The sequence below is a fragment of the Vibrio sp. D401a genome (assembly GCF_030248515.1).
Taxonomy (GTDB): Bacteria; Pseudomonadota; Gammaproteobacteria; order Enterobacterales; family Vibrionaceae; genus Vibrio; species Vibrio rotiferianus.
The window spans coordinates 89,438-105,356 of record NZ_JAHGAI010000006.1 but is presented as its reverse complement, the minus strand read 5'-3'; the positions used below and the strand labels follow the sequence as shown (position 1 = coordinate 105,356).

The window sequence follows — 15,919 nt, the reverse complement described above, 5'->3', positions numbered from 1 at the left end:
CATTAGGGGGAATTGATAGCGATTATGTTGTTGCATATTACATGGAGAACCAAACATGAAAGATGCACTGCTAAGCGCTTTAATTACTGAGTTTGCCAAGCTAGAACAGGTAGAAGCCATTGCCCTAGCCGGATCCAATAGTACTCAAACCAACGACTCACTCTCTGATTATGATGTTTATATCTACACAACACGCGATATTTCGGTTGCCACCAGAAAGGCCATCACATCCCAATACTGCAGCCATATGGAGTTAAACAACCAATTCTGGGAAACGGAAGATAATGGACAGTTAAACAACGGAACAGAAATAGAGCTGATATATCGAAATATTGACTGGCTTGCACAAGAACTCCAGCGCGTGGTGATTGATCATCAAGTGAATGTTGGCTATAGCACCTGCTTTTGGGCAAATTTAATCCACTCAAAAATCCTATTTGACCGACATGAGAAGCTTTCGTCTCTTCAAGAAAGATATCGTATTGATTACAGCAAAGCGCTTTCAGCAGCCGTGATCACCAAAAACTTACCGCTTCTTCACCACGCCGCACCTGCCTATCCCAAACAAATTGCCAAAGCCATTAAACGGGATGATTACATCAGTGTCCAACACCGCTTAAGTGCCTATTTAGCCAGCTACTTTGATGTGTTGTTTGCTATCAACTTTATTCCTCACCCTGGCGAAAAGCGTTTAGTTCAGCTCGCTAAGAAATGGTGCAAAGTTCTACCTATTGGTTTTGAGGACTCAATGAAAAACTTAACTTGTTTAGACGGGATGAAATATGACCAGCTCTCATCTGAGCTCGATTTAGCGACTCGAAACTTAATCACGGCGATTAAAGAATCGGGTTTCACGGAAAATATTGGTTGAGAGTAGAGTTCAACCAAGCTCAGCCAAATGATAAACTCGGGTTCTATTTCATTCTGTGATTAAAAGGAAATGCGATGAACCCGATTATTGCGCTGCTGAAAGAGAACAATATCAGCGACGAACAAATCAATGAGATTTTTCAGACTCTGACGCAAAACCCTCTAGCGGCAATGGCAACAATCAGCCAACTAGGTTTGCCACAAGACAAGCTACAAATGCTGATGGCGCAAGTGATGCAAAACCCTGCGCTAATCAAAGAAGCCGTAAACGAGTTGGGATTGGATTTCTCAAAGGTTGAAGAAGCAAAAGAGAAGCTTCAAAGCCAAAATCAAGGCAACTAAGTCTTAGCCATTTAGTGCTGAATATAGAAAAGGCCGTTAACCCGAAGATTTGGGTTAACGGCCTTTTTGTTGGCTACTTATTGTTGGCTAATTATTAGCGATTCAAAGACGTGAACTGTTCTGCGGTCATGCCGTAGTAAAGCTTATCGTCAAAGCCTTGCTCTAGTTTGTAGTAGTCTTTCTGACGGCCTTCTTGAGTAAAACCATTTTTCTCTAACGTCTTGTAAGACCCAACATTAGAAGCGTAGCAATCCGCACTGACTTTATGGGCGTTTAGCTCAATAAAGCCAATTTCGGTCATCATTTGGCAAGCGCGAGTCGCAACGCCTTTGCCCCATGCACAAGTTGGTAACTGATAACCCACTTCGTAGCTGCCAGTTAAGAACATCACTGCGGTCACTGCACACATTCCCATGTACTGACCTTGCTGGTCGCGAATCACGAACGTTGGGCTGCCTGGCCAAATACCGTCTTTGATCGCTTGTGCCGTATTTTCAATAATAGGGCCAAAGAAACCCTCATACAGGCTGTTGTCAGCAGGTGCGAAGAACAGATACTGATTGACCTTATCGTCGTTCAACATCTCGATAATATCTTGTAGATCAGAGCTTTGAATCAGTTGGATAGTCAACGATTCGTTAAATGGGATGGCTTCGCCTTGTTTTAGTTTTTGATATGACATGTGTTACCTCGTTATCTGCTGAAAATAGTAGCTCAGCGGATAAGAGAAAAATTGGATTTTTGCGACAGCTTTCGGGCTGATTAGCAATATATTACGACTCAAAATCACCGTAGATATCGATGGTTAAGTCACGTTTTTTCAAGTACTTGCTCGGCGTTTTTCTTAGCTGCTGTTTGAGGGTACGAATCAAATGCGATTGGTCACTGAAACCAAATTGTTGTGAGAAACTCGCCCAATCAATCGCTTCTTGCTGCTTGTAGAGGGTCAAAATCATCTGCTCTAGACGTGCCATTTGTTGATACTGCTTAACGCTCAACCCCACCACTTGCTTGAAACTGCGCTCAAGCGTTCTGCGAGAACAGGCGCACTGCTTGGCTATCTCATCAATATCCATCGCCAACTCAGGTGAGCGTAGTGCTTGAACGTCCATCACGGACACCGCTTTTTGCGACGCCAAAAACGGTTTGGTACAACAGGGTTCAATATCTAATGCATCTAAATGTTGCTTGATATAGTCCAGCAAACATTGTGGTGAATCTTGCAATCCTAACTCTAACTGCCATAAGCCTTGTTGAAAGCGCTCATCGAACGCTGCGTTGAGCCAATCAAACCATTCGCAGCGGTTAATTGCTACAACGTGGGATGCATCACTAAACCGTGATTCAATGGCATACAAACCCTCAGGACGAAAGGTGATACCAATACGCTTGATGGGAGCCGCATCTTCCAACAACAGCAAATGTTCGTTAGCCGTTAATAAGTGACAACCTTTGCCAGCAAGCTTAGTGTCTCCCGTGTCATAGCTGTAGCCTTGCTCTGGTGGCGTAAAGAGCAAATGAGCACGCGGGTTCGGAATAAGGTGCGGCTTGGGATCAATGACTTCACCCTCTGGCACTTCCAAATACCAAACTTGATGAATGAGCCATTCGTACTCTGGCAGAGACTGTTTCCAAGCAATCATGATTGTCCTAGCGGTTAGTAAAGATAATGAGCGCACCGTTTTTACTTAAACATCTGCTCGTTGAGTGTGACTGATTGACGCTCATCTCGCCACGCATTTCTCACCTCGCGCCCTTGCAAGCCTGTTGTATTGCGGTAGGCTTTGAGCAGAGAAAACAAGCTGAACAGAACAAGGAAAGAGCACGATGCGCGTCGACTACCACCAACGACTGGTTCCTGTGATTCGTTATTTAGAACAACACTTTAATGAACCGCTCAACCTGCCAGAAGTGGCCGCGCTGGCGAACCTTTCCCCTTATCACTTTCATCGTACCTTCAAAGCCGTGCAAGGCGAGACACTAGCGGATTTCATTCGACGCTTGCGCTTAGAAGCGGCTGCGGACGAATTATTCAAATCCAAGCAACCGGTATTAAACATTGCCCTAGAGTACGGATTTTCTAGCTCGCAGAGCTTAGCCAAAGCCTTCAAGCAACATTATGGCGTTACACCTACGGCCTTTCGCGACTGCGAAAACTACCAGCAATTTTCTGAGCTAGCGCGAAACAGCAAGATTGGACACGCACTGCGCAAGAATGGAAACGAACGAACCCGAAGCGATTCATATACTGGCTCTGAACTCACAACATGGAGCAACAATATGGAAACGCAAAACTTTGATAAAGCAAAATTGGCTTACGTTCGCGTAAATGGCCCTTATGGCCAAGGTTATGAAGAACCATCAGGTCGTTTGTATCAATGGGCTGGAATGAAAGGTTTGGCGGGCAATACCTGTATCTTCATTTATCACGACAACCCAGAAATCACGCCAGACGAGAAGTGTCGTACTGATATCTGCTTGATGGTGCCAGAAGATACCGAAGTACCAAAAGGCATTGAGCTACAAGACTTCCCTGGCGGTCAATACGCGGTGATACGTCAGCAAATTACCGAATTCAGCCAATACCCTAAAGCATGGGATGATTTGATGAGCAAAGTGGTTGAATCTGGTATTGAAAACGACTGTCGACCTTGCTTCGAACTTTATCATAGCTACGATCCACAAACGCATCATGCAGACGTCAGCTTCTGTACAGCCATCAAATAAACCAAAAGCCTGCGTCAATGCAGGCTTTCTTGTCTTTGTGCAGTGGTTATAACCGCTTAAATTGCTTCGCCGTTTACCGTTACTGCCACATCAATGTTGCCACGAACCGCGTTTGAGTATGGGCAAACTTGGTGTGCGATGCGCGTTAGCTCTAGCGCTTGCTCTTGTGGCATGTCTAGCTCTACCGCTAGGCTCACTGTTAATGCAAAGCCGCCGTTATCGTTCGGACCAATGCCCACTTCTGCCGTTACAGGTGCACTTTTCAGGTTTACTTTACCTTCACGTGCTACGTGAAGAATCGCGTTAGAAAAACATGCTGAATAGCCCGCTGCGAACAGCTGTTCTGGGTTAGTTGCTGCGCCTGTGCCGCCCATTTCCTTCGGGTATGACAGCTCTAGATCGAGAAGACCATCATCTGTTTTTACTTGACCATTACGACCAGCCAAAGCGGTAGCTTGAGTTTTGTATAGAGTAGTCATGCGAGTTTCCTTTTCAATTTAAGTTGCGCACAATTTAATTGCTCGCAATCTTATATCGAAGTAAAGATCGTTTGCAACTATATTGTGCACAATTTATTTTAATACTCTCTTTCTCTGTGAGCAGGTAGGCAACGCCAATGAGCCAGTGTTACACCGACAACACCATGACCGACGACGATAAACTCTTACTCGAAAACCAAGTTTGCTTCCCGCTCTACAGCGCAGCAAATGCAGTGATCCGAGCTTACCGCCCGTTGCTGGACAAGCTTGATCTGACTTATTCACAATACTTAGTGATGATGGTGCTGTGGGAGAAAGACGGTGCCAGCGTAAAAGAATTGGGGTCACAACTGCATTTGGACTCAGGCACACTCACACCACTGCTTAAACGTTTAGAAGCAAAAGGCTATGTAGAGCGTGGTCGTAGTGAAACCGATGAGCGCGTTCGCGTACTCAACCTAACCGAGCAAGGTCGTGACCTTAAAGAACAAGCCAAGTCGGTGCCAAACGCCATGATGTGTAAAATCACATTAGAGCTGGATGAAATGATCATGCTGAAGAAGTTGTGCGGCAAAGTACTCGACAAGCTGGGCTAACCAAATAGAAGCATCAGCTTCCCCACTTCCTATTAGAAAGAGCCTGCCGAGATGCAGGCTCTTTCGATCTTATTCAGACGATCCACTTAAGGTCATCATCAGTATTCTCTATTACCACTCTGCATTCATCTTCAATAAAACCTATCAAAGCAAACCCTCTTACATCGGATTTCCCTATCAAGTGAAATAGGAAATGGCTATCAATAGGATAGTTACAAGCGATTTTCCTTAAACACACTCCGATGAGAATATACTTTCCGAAAGCAACAACAGCTCAGCTTAAAACATTCAAAGGAAAGTAAATTATGATTAATACTCAAATCAAACCATTTGCAGCTACAGCGTACAAAAACGGCGAATTCGTAGAAGTTACAGAGCAAGACGTTCTAGGTAAATGGGCAGTATTCTTCTTCTACCCAGCAGACTTTACGTTTGTATGTCCAACAGAACTGGGCGACCTAGCAGACCACTACGAAGAGCTACAAAAACGTGGCGTAGAAGTTTACTCAGTATCAACTGACACACACTTCACTCACAAAGCATGGCACGACAGCTCAGACACAATCGGTAAGATTCAGTACTACATGCTTGGCGACCAAACAGGCAACATCACAAACAACTTCGGTGTGATGCGTGAAGGTCAAGGTCTTGCAGACCGTGCAACGTTCCTAATCGACCCAGAAGGTACTATCCAAGCAATGGAAATCACTGCTGAAGGTATCGGTCGTGACGCAGAAGACCTACTACGCAAAGTGAAAGCAGCTCAATACGTAGCAGCGCACCCAGGCGAAGTTTGCCCAGCTAAATGGAAAGAAGGTGAAGAGACACTAGCTCCATCACTAGACCTAGTTGGCAAAATCTAAACCACTGAAATTTAAGTTCTAATCAGTTCCCGATTTCCTTTTTCTGATTAGAACTGAATTAGAGAGCACTTCAGGTTAGATACCTTGACGACCTTCTGCCTGATTTGCTCTCTCCCCCTCAGGTTTTATCTACAGTAACCACTTTTTATTACCTATCTGAATAAGTAGGTGTGCAGTAATTGCGTAGAAAAAATCGTTTAGAACCAGGCATAGATTTTCGATAGCTAGTTCCCCTAACTACAAAATCTATAACGCAGTTATCAACGATTTTAGCTAGCAAGAATGAACAAATACTTGTTTTGATTGGTAACTATTTAATTAAGGTAGTAACAACTATGTTAGACCAAGCGATCCAACAACAACTCAAACAATATCTGGCTAATGTAAAAGAAGAAGTTCGTTTAGTGGTTAGTCTAGATGAAAGCAAAGCATCGAATGACATTTTCTCTCTAGCGAACCAAATCGCAGAGATGAGCGACCTAATCACCGTTGAACGTGACGACAACGCAAGCGCACGTAAACCAGTGATGGCGGTAACTAACCCAGCAAAAGGCACAGCACTACGCTTTGCAGGCTTGCCAATGGGTCACGAATTTACCTCTCTAGTATTGGCACTGCTTCACTCTGGCGGCCACCCAATCAAACTAGAACCAGAAGTGATTGAGCAAATCGCAGCACTAGACAAAGATCTAGACGTAGAAATCTTCATTTCACTGTCGTGTCAAAACTGTCCGGACGTAGTTCAAGCGTTCAACATGATGGCGGCGATCAACCCGAAAGTAAAAGCAACTATGATCGACGGTGGGTTGTTCCAAGATGAAGTGAAACAACGCGACATCATGGCTGTACCAAGCGTATTTGTGAACGGTGAGCTATTCGGTCAAGGTCGTATGTCTCTGACTGAAATCCTAAACAAAGTGGATGACGGCGCAAGCGAGAAAGCGGCGAAAGCACTGAGCGAAAAAGACCCATACGACGTGCTTGTTGTCGGCGGTGGTCCTGGTGGTAGCGCAGCTGCTCTTTATGCTGCTCGTAAAGGTATTCGCACTGGTGTGGTTGCTAAACGCTTTGGTGGTCAGGTTATGGACACCATGGCAATCGAGAACTTCATTTCGGTAAAACGCACTGAAGGTCCAAAACTGGCAACAGACCTAGCAGAACACCTAAAAGAATACGACGTAGACGTCGTGACTGAGCAACAAGCTGAGAAGCTAATGGGCGCAGCACACACAGAAGATGGTTTGATTCACATCCAACTTGAAAGCGGCGCAACGCTGAAGAGTAAGAGTGTCATCCTAAGCCCTGGTGCACGCTGGCGTGAAATGAACGTTCCGGGTGAGCAAGAGTACCGCAACAAAGGCGTCGCGTACTGCCCACACTGTGACGGTCCACTGTTCAAAGGCAAGAAAACTGCGGTTATCGGTGGTGGTAACTCAGGCATCGAAGCAGCTATCGACCTTGCTGGTATCGTAGAACACGTAACGGTTCTTGAATTTGCAGACGTACTTCGCGCAGACCAAGTGCTTATCGACAAAGCGAACTCACTACCAAACGTAGACATCATCACGATGGCGCAAACTACTGAAGTTGTGGGCGACGGTACTCGCGTAACAAGCTTGAAGTACAAAGACCGCAACACAGATGAAATCAAAGAGATTGAACTGTCAGGTATCTTTGTTCAAATCGGTCTGGTACCAAACACAGAATGGCTAAAAGATTCAGAAGTAGCCCTATCTGAGCGCGGCGAAATTGAAGTCGGCAGCCGTGGCGATACTAGTCTAGAAGGTGTGTTCGCAGCCGGTGACGCAACAACCGTTCCTTACAAACAGATCATCATTGCGATGGGTGAAGGTGCAAAAGCAAGCTTAGGCGCATTTGACTACCTAATCCGTAAGCAAGGTTAATCTCCAATTTCTTGAACACAAAGCGCACGGTGCTGTGTTTTCTTCCCCGGAAAACCAATCAGGGCACCGTGACAGCGATGAGTAACAAGAAATAAAATCAAAAAACCTAGAAGCCCAAAGACTTTGCCAGCAGGTATTAACTGCTGGCTTTTTTGGTTTTTGGGGGAAAACACTGAGCTCACAGCAGAAAAGAATTCCCTCCCCCTTGATAACCACATCCAAATGCTTGGCAGACCATGTCGAGAAAAGGGGGAGTTGGAGGGGGTTGCAAGCACATAACCCAGCATTCAACCTCAAACCACCAACCCCACCTAACCTCCCCTTGTATCAAACTCCGAAGCTCTCAATACTCCGACCTCAAAGGGGAGGGACTGGTTCTGCATTCATGGATAATTCAATTCACAATGCCAGCATCACAACGCGCTGAAAATAGATTCTGAATACTCGCTTAGGCTCCTTCAGAATGACGATGGGAAAGCACTGAGCCCACAGCAGCAAAGAATAACCCTCCCCCTTGATAACCACATCCAAATGCTTGGCAAACCATGTCGAGAAAAGGGGGAGTTGGAGGGGTTGCAAGCACCTTACCTAGCATTCAGCATCAAACCAGCAACCCCACCTAACCTCCTCTTGTATCAAACTCCGAAGCTCTCAACACATCGAGCTCAATAGGGAGGAACGGGTCCTGTATTCGCGGATTATTCAATTCACACGGTAAGCATAGCAACGCGCTGGAAGTAGATTCTGAATACTCAATTAGGTTCTTTCAGAATGACTCTGTTCGTTTCACGCTCTCTCTCCGTCATTCCCGCGAACCTAGGTGAGACAGGGAATCTACTCACAATAAATTCGATCGAAAATGATTCGCAAGAACACGAACAAACAAAAGGTGGAAGAAGGTTGCAAGCACCTAACCTAGCGTTAAGCCTCAACGCTGCTTAGCAAACACTTGAGTCCAATAGTAGCGATAGCTTGCTGACTGGTTTTCAACCATGGATGCACCCATTTTGTCGAAGTTGGCATTCATGATATTGAGACAGTGGCCTTCACTTGATAGCCAAGAGTTCATCACGGCATTAATTGAGCTTTGCCCAGCAGCCACGTTCTCACCAAGTCGACTCCAAGCGTAACCCGTCGCGTTGACTCGGCTTGAAAGCGTGCTGCCATCCGACCCTGTGTGGCTCATAAAATCACTGTTTGCCATATCACTGGAGTGCCCATAAGCGGCGCTTTCTAGATCGTAACTCCAAGTCAGTGCGCCAACCGGTGGCATTGTTTTAGAGCCACATTGCTGAGTTTTAGAACGAGCATCGTTTACGGCGGCCAGCATCTGCTCGGAAAAAGTGGTTTCTGTCGGTGGTGTATCTGGGGATTGTGAGCCGCTGTCTGCAGGTGATGACGAGTCTCCATCGCCGCCACATGCGCTGAGAAGTAGCGCCAATGCTGGCACTAAGAACTTTGTTGGCATTGTCTGTCCTTATATTCATAACGAAAGGCAAAATACGCTTTCGATAACCAAGAGCGATAACCTAACAAAAATTCATTTGAGCGCCATATGGTGCAGAGTGTTTTGACCAAATACTCACGTGGCGTTTTCAATAGCCGAATTTGCGCACAGCTCAAACCTATTTCACTTGCACTGAAAAGGAAAAACTTACCTGCTCAAAGAGGTACTTCTTTCCTACCAATAGTTAATTGCAACCTTGTTTACCTAAACTTTGAATATTTATATTTTTCAATTATTTATATTATTTAATCATCACATTTATAATTGTGTATGTTCCCTATCAATCCTTTAACACGATACACTTAAATGAATTAGATTTACGTTCATTTCATAAGTCGTTACACAACTCGGGGCTTTAGGGCTTTACATCTGGCGCTAGGAGTAGAACACTTCCCCCAAAGTAAAATCGAAGCCGACATAGTAGAGTCAGTAAAATTATGAGTAACACCACGGCGAAAAAGTCGAATCCATTAGTCGAGATCCTGTTTAACGTCATCATCCCTTCATTCATTTTGATGAAGTTCAGTGGTGAAGAGCACCTAGGAACAGCCATGGCATTAGTTGTCGCCTTGCTATTCCCGGTGGTTTACGGCGGTATGGATCTAATCCGTAATAAAAAATTCAACTTCATTTCTGCGCTTGGTTTTATCAGCGTGCTTTTGACTGGCGGTATTGGTCTATTAGAACTAGACACTCGTTGGTTGGCGTTGAAAGAGGCCTTGATCCCGGGCTTAATTGGTATTGCAGTATTGGGGTCCACCTTTACGCGCTACCCGTTAATGCAGAAGATGCTATTGAACGACACGGTTTTAAACCTACCGCTGATTAACGAGCGCTTGGAGCAAAATGGTAAAACTCAAGCATTTGAGCGCTGCTTAATGTCTTCTAACTACCTGTTCGCTAGCACATTCGCGTTCTCATCAGCGATGAACTACTTCCTAGCAACTTGGATTGTGACTAGCCCAGCGGGCACAGCGGCATTCAATGAAGAGTTGGGCAAGCTAACCCTTTATAGCTACCCGATGATCGCTATCCCAAGTATGTTGATGATGTTTGGTATTTTCTACTACATCTGGCGCCAAGTTCGCGCAATGACGTCGCTAGAGACCGAGCAGATTTTTCATACAAAGTAATCCTTGCTCAGCAGCCTTCATCAGCAAAAGTCAGATAAAAAGAACCCCGATAATTGAGAGCCAATTATCGGGGTTTTGTTTTGTGGAAGGTTATTGATTAGAAGCTGTAAGCCACTGATGCTTTGAAGTTACGACCTGCTTCGTAGCTGGTGTACTTATCTGAACCCCAAGAAATACCAAAGCCTGTGTGCTCTGCGTATTGCTTGTTGAATAGGTTGTCTACCGCTAGGTTAAGCGACAAGTCTTTTGCAAAATCTGGTACGTAAGCGGCCCACAAGTTGTGCGTTGCGAAACCTGCACGTTCAATCTTGTCGCCATCTTCGTCTTTATAGTCGTTACCCGGAACGAAACGTGAATCCCAACCAAACACAAATTCATTGGTTAGATCGTACTTGAAGCCAGCCTTGATGTTATGGATACGCGTTTTGTTCATTTGGCTCTTCTTGCCATTCTTCAGGTTTGTTTGGTCACCATCAGAGTATGAGTGGTTTGCGTAAAGCGCGAAATCTTCAATGCTGTAAGTAAACACGGTCTCTACACCCCAAACTTCAACATCGTATTGGTTTGCCAAGGTTGTGTTGTTCTTGGTTGGGTGCATTTGGTTGTCTAGGTCATACTGGTAAGCAGTGAAGCCAAGAATCGCATCATCCGCCATCAGCAAACCAGACATATCGTAGTCAAAGCCTGCTTCGTAGTTGTTACCCGTCATCGCTTTGGTATCAGACTGTTTAACATCGCTCGCCGCTTTCATGGTTAGCGTTTCTGGCAGTGAAGCGCCTTTGAATAGACGACCGTAACCAATACGCAGTCTTAGATTCTCAGTCGTTTGGTATTCACCTTGGAATTTAGGCGATAGTTGATCGTATTTACCCGTAAACACACCACCTAGCTTATGCACATCGTAGCGAAGACCAGTGACAAAACGGAAGTCATTAATCTCGAATGCGTCTTGAGCGTAAACACCGTAAGCCGTTACAGTGCCGCCATCCATATCGTAGTTCTTCGTCTCACCTAGTTTCGAACCAGACGTGTAATGACCGAGGCCAGAATCAATCCACTGCTCTGCTTTGTAGCCCTCGAAACCGTAAGTCAGCTCGTGATCACCAACCCAAGAGATGTTGCGGATGTCACCACCGATGGTCGTCACATTGTACTCGCGATCAGGAATAGATAGGTCACCATCTTTGGTGAATTCCCAAGCGCCGTTCACTTTATTCCATTCACCGTACTCTTCAGTTAATGCGTCACGCTCCATGTATTGACGGTTGTAGTACAGGTTGGTTTTTAGGTTCACTAAGTCGCTACCGTTATCGAAACGGTGTACAAACGTCACGGTATCACGGTTAAGTGAGTTATAGTTGTGTTCATCATCAGCGTAAAGCGCACCTGCTTTTTCACCCGATAGCTGACGTTTTCCGCCATCTTGGTAAGTGTCGAAAGTCAGTTTGAACTCGTTAGCATCGTTTGGAACGAAGACGAGCTTCACTAAACCAGATTTCAGTTCACCCTGCTTTGAAGTCACGTCATCTTTACCAGGAACGTAAAGGTCGCCGTCTTCTGAGTAGTTAAGAATACCCATCAACTGAAGTTCATCATTCAGCTTCGCGTAAACCGCAACGTTCGTCGTGAAGCGTTCATAAGCCGTTTGATACCCCGCTTTAACACGAGCACCGATGCTTTCGTCTTCCGCGAGAAGGTCGCTGGGATCTTTTGTTTCGTAGCTGAATGAGCCGTTAATTGCACCAGCACCAGACAATACAGAGTTACCGCCTAGCGTGATTTCAGCTGACTTAAGCATCGCTGGATCGAACGTTTGGTCACCCGAGTGGTGGAATAACTGGCCTTCTTGGCGCGCACCATCAATGGTCACGACAGAGTATTTATCTTCCATACCACGAATGTAAACTTTACGAGAGTAACGTGCGTTACCGTCAACCGTAACACTCGGCATGGTATTCAATACGTCTTTAATATCCGACGCTTGTTTGAGCTCTAACGTTTCAGCGTTAATCTCAGTTTGAACAAGTTGATCAAGGGCAGAACCGACAACAACGATATTTTCATCGGAAGCGTGAGCAGCAAAAGAGGCAATGGCAACGGTGATAGCTGCTGGTAGTGACTTCAGTTTCATAATACTACTTATATTTTATAAACAACAACGTGGTGCGAAGCATAATACACAACATTAATGATAATTAATCTCATTTACATTCTTTACGTTAATGAGTGATTTATTTTTATTCAGGATGAGCAATGTATCGCCATAAAATGGTGCAACAGAAAAGAGCAAGAAAGCACGAGGAAAGAGCATTGTGCGGTCATGATTGCGGTGCTTGACGATACCTGTGGTAACTACATCCAACTGATGCAAGAGCTTTAAAAACAGCTCATGAGCGGATAGAAAGAGCAGAGGTTATCAGGTAAGCATCAAAATCTGAGACCTCTTGTTTGTATAAAGCCCTACCGAAAAAGTGTGATTACACCAAGCAAAGATATGAAAGTGATCGTGTATTCGATATCCAACTCGATTAGCATGGATTTTTTAACATCCTGTCACATTTATAAAAGCTATGTTTGGATTAAAACGAATCAAATCAGAAAATGAGGCGCTAAAGCAAGAGTTAGCAGATCTCAAACAGAAGTACCAAACTGACGTTGCCGCTCTGGAAAATCAGCTCCAAGAGGCTCAACAGCTTGTTCGCTCCGCTCAACAGGAACACCGCAATAGTGATGAGTTGATGTCGAGCAGTTTGAAAGGTGGAGATATGCTCCAAACCATTCGAACAGAGATGGTGGAGAGTGCGCAATCTATGGCGCATGAAAACCAAGAGCTGCAACAACTGGATGAGATGTTTAAGCAAACCCATCAAGCACTTGCTCGCCTTGATAACCGAGCAGTGAAGATCAGCACGCAAGCGTCTCAAAGTATTGAATCTGTACAAATATTAGATAACACCGCCACTTCTATTTCCCACCTTGTATCTACTATTCAAGAGATTTCTGACCAAACCAACTTGCTTGCTCTAAATGCCGCTATTGAAGCCGCACGAGCTGGTGAAGCTGGACGTGGATTTGCTGTGGTCGCCGACGAGGTCAGAGGCCTTGCCGGTAAAGCCAGCGAAGCTAGTGAGCAGATTGATTCTTTGGTGAACCAAGTACTAACGCAAGTGAACGCGATTAAAACCTCGATTGATGAAAACCAAACTTGTGCAGAGGAAGTGTCTGCCTCTTCTGCGCAGATTGGTTCTATTGTCAACGAAGTGGTCGTGAAATCGGAACACATGCAACAGGTGATCCATATTGCTTCCACACGCGCTTTCTTGGATACGGTCAAACTCGACCACGCCATTTGGAAGAACAATATCTATCGTCTCCTACAAAAAGGCGCGTTTGGTGAAACCGTTAATAGCCACTCTGAGTGTCGCTTGGGTCAGTGGTACTACCGTGGCGATGGCAAGGCTTACAGCCACTTAAGAAGCTATGCATTGCTTGAAGAACCACACAAAGGCGTGCATGACGGTGGACGTGAAGCAATGAGCCAAGCCAAATCTGGCAACATGGCAGGCATGGTGACTGCAATTAACGCCATGGAAGACGCGAGCGAACAAGTCGTAGTACAAATCGATCGCCTAATGGATGAAATCATCACGAGTTAAAGGCACCTCAATTGCTCTTGGCTAGAACACAAAAGGGATGGTGAATGCCATCCCTTTTTTATTCTTCAATTTACCCAACAACCTCAAGGAGCTTGAATACTGTTACTACATGGTCAGAATGATTTTGCCTTGCAGCGTGACTGCCTCATCTTCTATCAGCTCAAAAGCATGCTGGAACTGTTCCAACGGAAGGCAGCGATCTACATCGAGTTGTATCTGGTCCTCCATAAAGTGTTCTAGCATCTCGGCAAAGACTTGTTTGCGAACGGTCTTACCAACTGACTCTTCCCAATAGCGCAAAAAGAACGTACTGAAGTCGATATTGTTTTGCTTCATACAAGCGAAGAAAGCTGGCTTATAAGGGGTGAGTGAAAGCGTTCCGTAATTGATGTATGTTCCCGAATTACGCAAAACTTGGATGAGTTCTGTTCCCACTTTGCCGCCAATAGCATCGAACGCGACATTCGGTTGAGGTAACTCTCGGGCATCAATTTGAGATTGCAGATCTTGCTTGCTATTTAGCACTGCAATGGAGTCGTATGGATAACGCTCTGGAGCGGAGCTTATCGCAATCAAAGTAAATCCAAGTGAGTGCGACAACTGAGCGAAGATCTTACCAATCGCAGAATTGCCCGCGTTGATGATCACCACATCCTCTTTGCTCAGCTTGGCAACGTGAGTGGTGATCACCCAAGCCGTCAGGGCATTGATATACAACTGGCAAGCGTAGCCATTCTCAAGCTCTTCCGGCACTGCAAAGACATTCTCCGCAAGCGCATCGGCATAGCTTTGCCAAGCCCCACTCTGTGCCACCAGCACCTTTTGCCCAATGTGAAATTCGGTTTGATGCGGATCGTTTATCTCAACCACTCGCCCAACCGCTTCAAACCCAGGCACTCGCGGCGGTACATGGGTGCGACGATACTGCCCTACTCCCTGAATCGACAATCGGTCACTTGGGTTAATGTTTGTGGCTTCGATTTGCACCCGCACTTTGCCCAAAGCGAGTGGCTCTAGCTCAACATGCTCCAACACCAATGACACACTTGGCGAGCCAAAGCTCAGTTGATTAACGCGAGTGTTTGTCTTATGCGAGTTGGTCTTGGTTAAGCTCATTTGGATACCACGGGACTGCTAGAGGAAGTATGACGCGCCATAGCGAAACGGGTATATAACGTTTTCTCGGCGCGCGCGTCAAATTGGATAAGAGCTTAAACGGGCTGACTCAGCATAAACACTACCACTAAAGCGAGACTGCTGCCCATGCATCGGTTCACCCATACCACCTTTTGTGGTGACTGAATAAAGCGATTCAATACTGTGCCAAAGTACGCCCACGCAAACATCCCCAACACACCAGTTCCCACCATCACACTTATGATGATCACCACTTGAGTCAGGTAATCATTGTTTGGCGAGATAAATTGTGAGAACACCGTCAGCGACGCAACCCAACTTTTCGGATTAAGAATTTGCACCCAAACGCCAGATAAAAAGCCGGACTTTTTCGTATTCGAATCATTGTCGAGTTCCATCGTAGCAATCGACCATGCGAGATACAGCAGGTACGCCGCACCAATCCACTTTAATGCCGTGTACAAATTAGGGTAAAGGGTAAACAAACTGACAAGCCCCACACTTGCACCAACCAACATGATGATCACCCCGACTGCATTGCCCAATACAAACGGCACGGTCGCAGAAAACCCATATCGGCTTGAAATACCTAACAGCGCGACGTTACCTGCTCCCGGCGTTAAAGAAATAGAAACGGCAAACAACAAAAATGCCGCTAGCAATTGAGCACTCATGCACTCTCTCCCAAAAAGTAATCAACGAATA

15 protein-coding genes are annotated in these 15,919 nt (G+C 45.5%); 8 read left to right on the top strand and 7 right to left on the bottom strand.

The window, feature by feature from the left end; translation table 11 throughout:
* Positions 1-55 precede the first annotated feature (55 nt).
* Both KIV41_RS03585 and KIV41_RS03580 read left to right on the top strand, forming a co-directional pair.
* A complete protein-coding gene (locus KIV41_RS03585) occupies positions 56-871 on the top strand; it encodes a DUF4037 domain-containing protein (RefSeq protein WP_285335692.1) in 816 nt (271 codons plus the stop codon).
* Positions 872-945: 74 nt separating this feature from the next.
* Entirely contained in the window at positions 946-1,212 is a 267-nt protein-coding gene (locus KIV41_RS03580; protein ID WP_010453805.1) for a DUF2999 family protein, read from the top strand.
* Between the two features lie 94 nt (positions 1,213-1,306).
* Here the strand turns inward: KIV41_RS03580 and KIV41_RS03575 are convergent, their stop codons facing one another.
* Both KIV41_RS03575 and KIV41_RS03570 read right to left on the bottom strand, forming a co-directional pair.
* Positions 1,307-1,894 carry a GNAT family N-acetyltransferase gene (locus KIV41_RS03575; protein ID WP_285335690.1) on the bottom strand — a complete coding sequence of 196 codons (588 nt, stop codon included), beginning with the start codon at positions 1,892-1,894 and terminating at the stop codon, positions 1,307-1,309.
* Between the two features lie 91 nt (positions 1,895-1,985).
* Positions 1,986-2,855 carry an AraC family transcriptional regulator gene (locus KIV41_RS03570; RefSeq protein WP_285335689.1) on the bottom strand — a complete coding sequence of 290 codons (870 nt, stop codon included), beginning with the start codon at positions 2,853-2,855 and terminating at the stop codon, positions 1,986-1,988.
* Between the two features lie 184 nt (positions 2,856-3,039).
* Here KIV41_RS03570 and KIV41_RS03565 point away from each other — a divergent pair, with 184 nt between their 5' ends.
* Positions 3,040-3,939, top strand: coding sequence for a GyrI-like domain-containing protein (locus tag KIV41_RS03565; RefSeq protein WP_010453802.1), 900 nt, complete (start codon positions 3,040-3,042; stop codon positions 3,937-3,939).
* 56 nt (positions 3,940-3,995) lie between these two features.
* Here the strand turns inward: KIV41_RS03565 and KIV41_RS03560 are convergent, their stop codons facing one another.
* Positions 3,996-4,418, bottom strand: a complete 423-nt coding sequence (locus KIV41_RS03560; protein ID WP_005374640.1) for an organic hydroperoxide resistance protein — start codon at positions 4,416-4,418, stop codon at positions 3,996-3,998.
* Positions 4,419-4,555: 137 nt separating this feature from the next.
* On the opposite strand from KIV41_RS03560, the gene KIV41_RS03555 reads away from it, so the two are divergent.
* The 3 genes from KIV41_RS03555 to ahpF all read left to right on the top strand — a co-directional run bounded on the left by KIV41_RS03555 (position 4,556) and on the right by ahpF (position 7,781).
* Positions 4,556-5,014, top strand: coding sequence for a MarR family winged helix-turn-helix transcriptional regulator (locus KIV41_RS03555; protein WP_252043244.1), 459 nt, complete (start codon positions 4,556-4,558; stop codon positions 5,012-5,014).
* Positions 5,015-5,319: 305 nt separating this feature from the next.
* Positions 5,320-5,877, top strand: a complete 558-nt coding sequence (gene ahpC, locus KIV41_RS03550) for an alkyl hydroperoxide reductase subunit C (protein ID WP_005374632.1) — start codon at positions 5,320-5,322, stop codon at positions 5,875-5,877.
* Positions 5,878-6,212: 335 nt separating this feature from the next.
* Entirely contained in the window at positions 6,213-7,781 is a 1,569-nt protein-coding gene (gene ahpF / locus KIV41_RS03545) for an alkyl hydroperoxide reductase subunit F (RefSeq protein WP_252043245.1), read from the top strand.
* 928 nt (positions 7,782-8,709) lie between these two features.
* Here the strand turns inward: ahpF and KIV41_RS03540 are convergent.
* A complete protein-coding gene (locus KIV41_RS03540) occupies positions 8,710-9,249 on the bottom strand; it encodes a CAP domain-containing protein (protein WP_285335688.1) in 540 nt (179 codons plus the stop codon).
* Between the two features lie 476 nt (positions 9,250-9,725).
* Between KIV41_RS03540 and KIV41_RS03535 the strand changes: the two genes are divergently transcribed.
* A complete protein-coding gene (locus KIV41_RS03535; protein WP_010453787.1) occupies positions 9,726-10,421 on the top strand; it encodes a VC0807 family protein in 696 nt (231 codons plus the stop codon).
* Between the two features lie 97 nt (positions 10,422-10,518).
* Here KIV41_RS03535 and KIV41_RS03530 read toward each other — a convergent pair whose 3' ends face one another.
* Complete coding sequence (locus KIV41_RS03530; protein WP_285335687.1) at positions 10,519-12,552, bottom strand: TonB-dependent siderophore receptor; 2,034 nt, start codon at positions 12,550-12,552, stop codon at positions 10,519-10,521.
* Between the two features lie 439 nt (positions 12,553-12,991).
* Here KIV41_RS03530 and KIV41_RS03525 point away from each other — a divergent pair, with 439 nt between their 5' ends.
* Positions 12,992-14,077, top strand: coding sequence for a methyl-accepting chemotaxis protein (locus KIV41_RS03525; RefSeq protein ID WP_285335686.1), 1,086 nt, complete (start codon positions 12,992-12,994; stop codon positions 14,075-14,077).
* 105 nt (positions 14,078-14,182) lie between these two features.
* On the opposite strand, the gene KIV41_RS03520 is transcribed toward KIV41_RS03525, so the two are convergent.
* Together KIV41_RS03520 and KIV41_RS03515 are read right to left on the bottom strand one after the other, a co-directional pair.
* Complete coding sequence (locus KIV41_RS03520; protein ID WP_285335685.1) at positions 14,183-15,193, bottom strand: zinc-dependent alcohol dehydrogenase family protein; 1,011 nt, start codon at positions 15,191-15,193, stop codon at positions 14,183-14,185.
* Between the two features lie 95 nt (positions 15,194-15,288).
* On the bottom strand, positions 15,289-15,888 hold the full coding sequence (locus tag KIV41_RS03515) for a LysE family translocator (protein WP_285335684.1): 600 nt from the start codon (positions 15,886-15,888) through the stop codon (positions 15,289-15,291).
* Between the last annotated feature and the right edge of the window lie 31 nt (positions 15,889-15,919).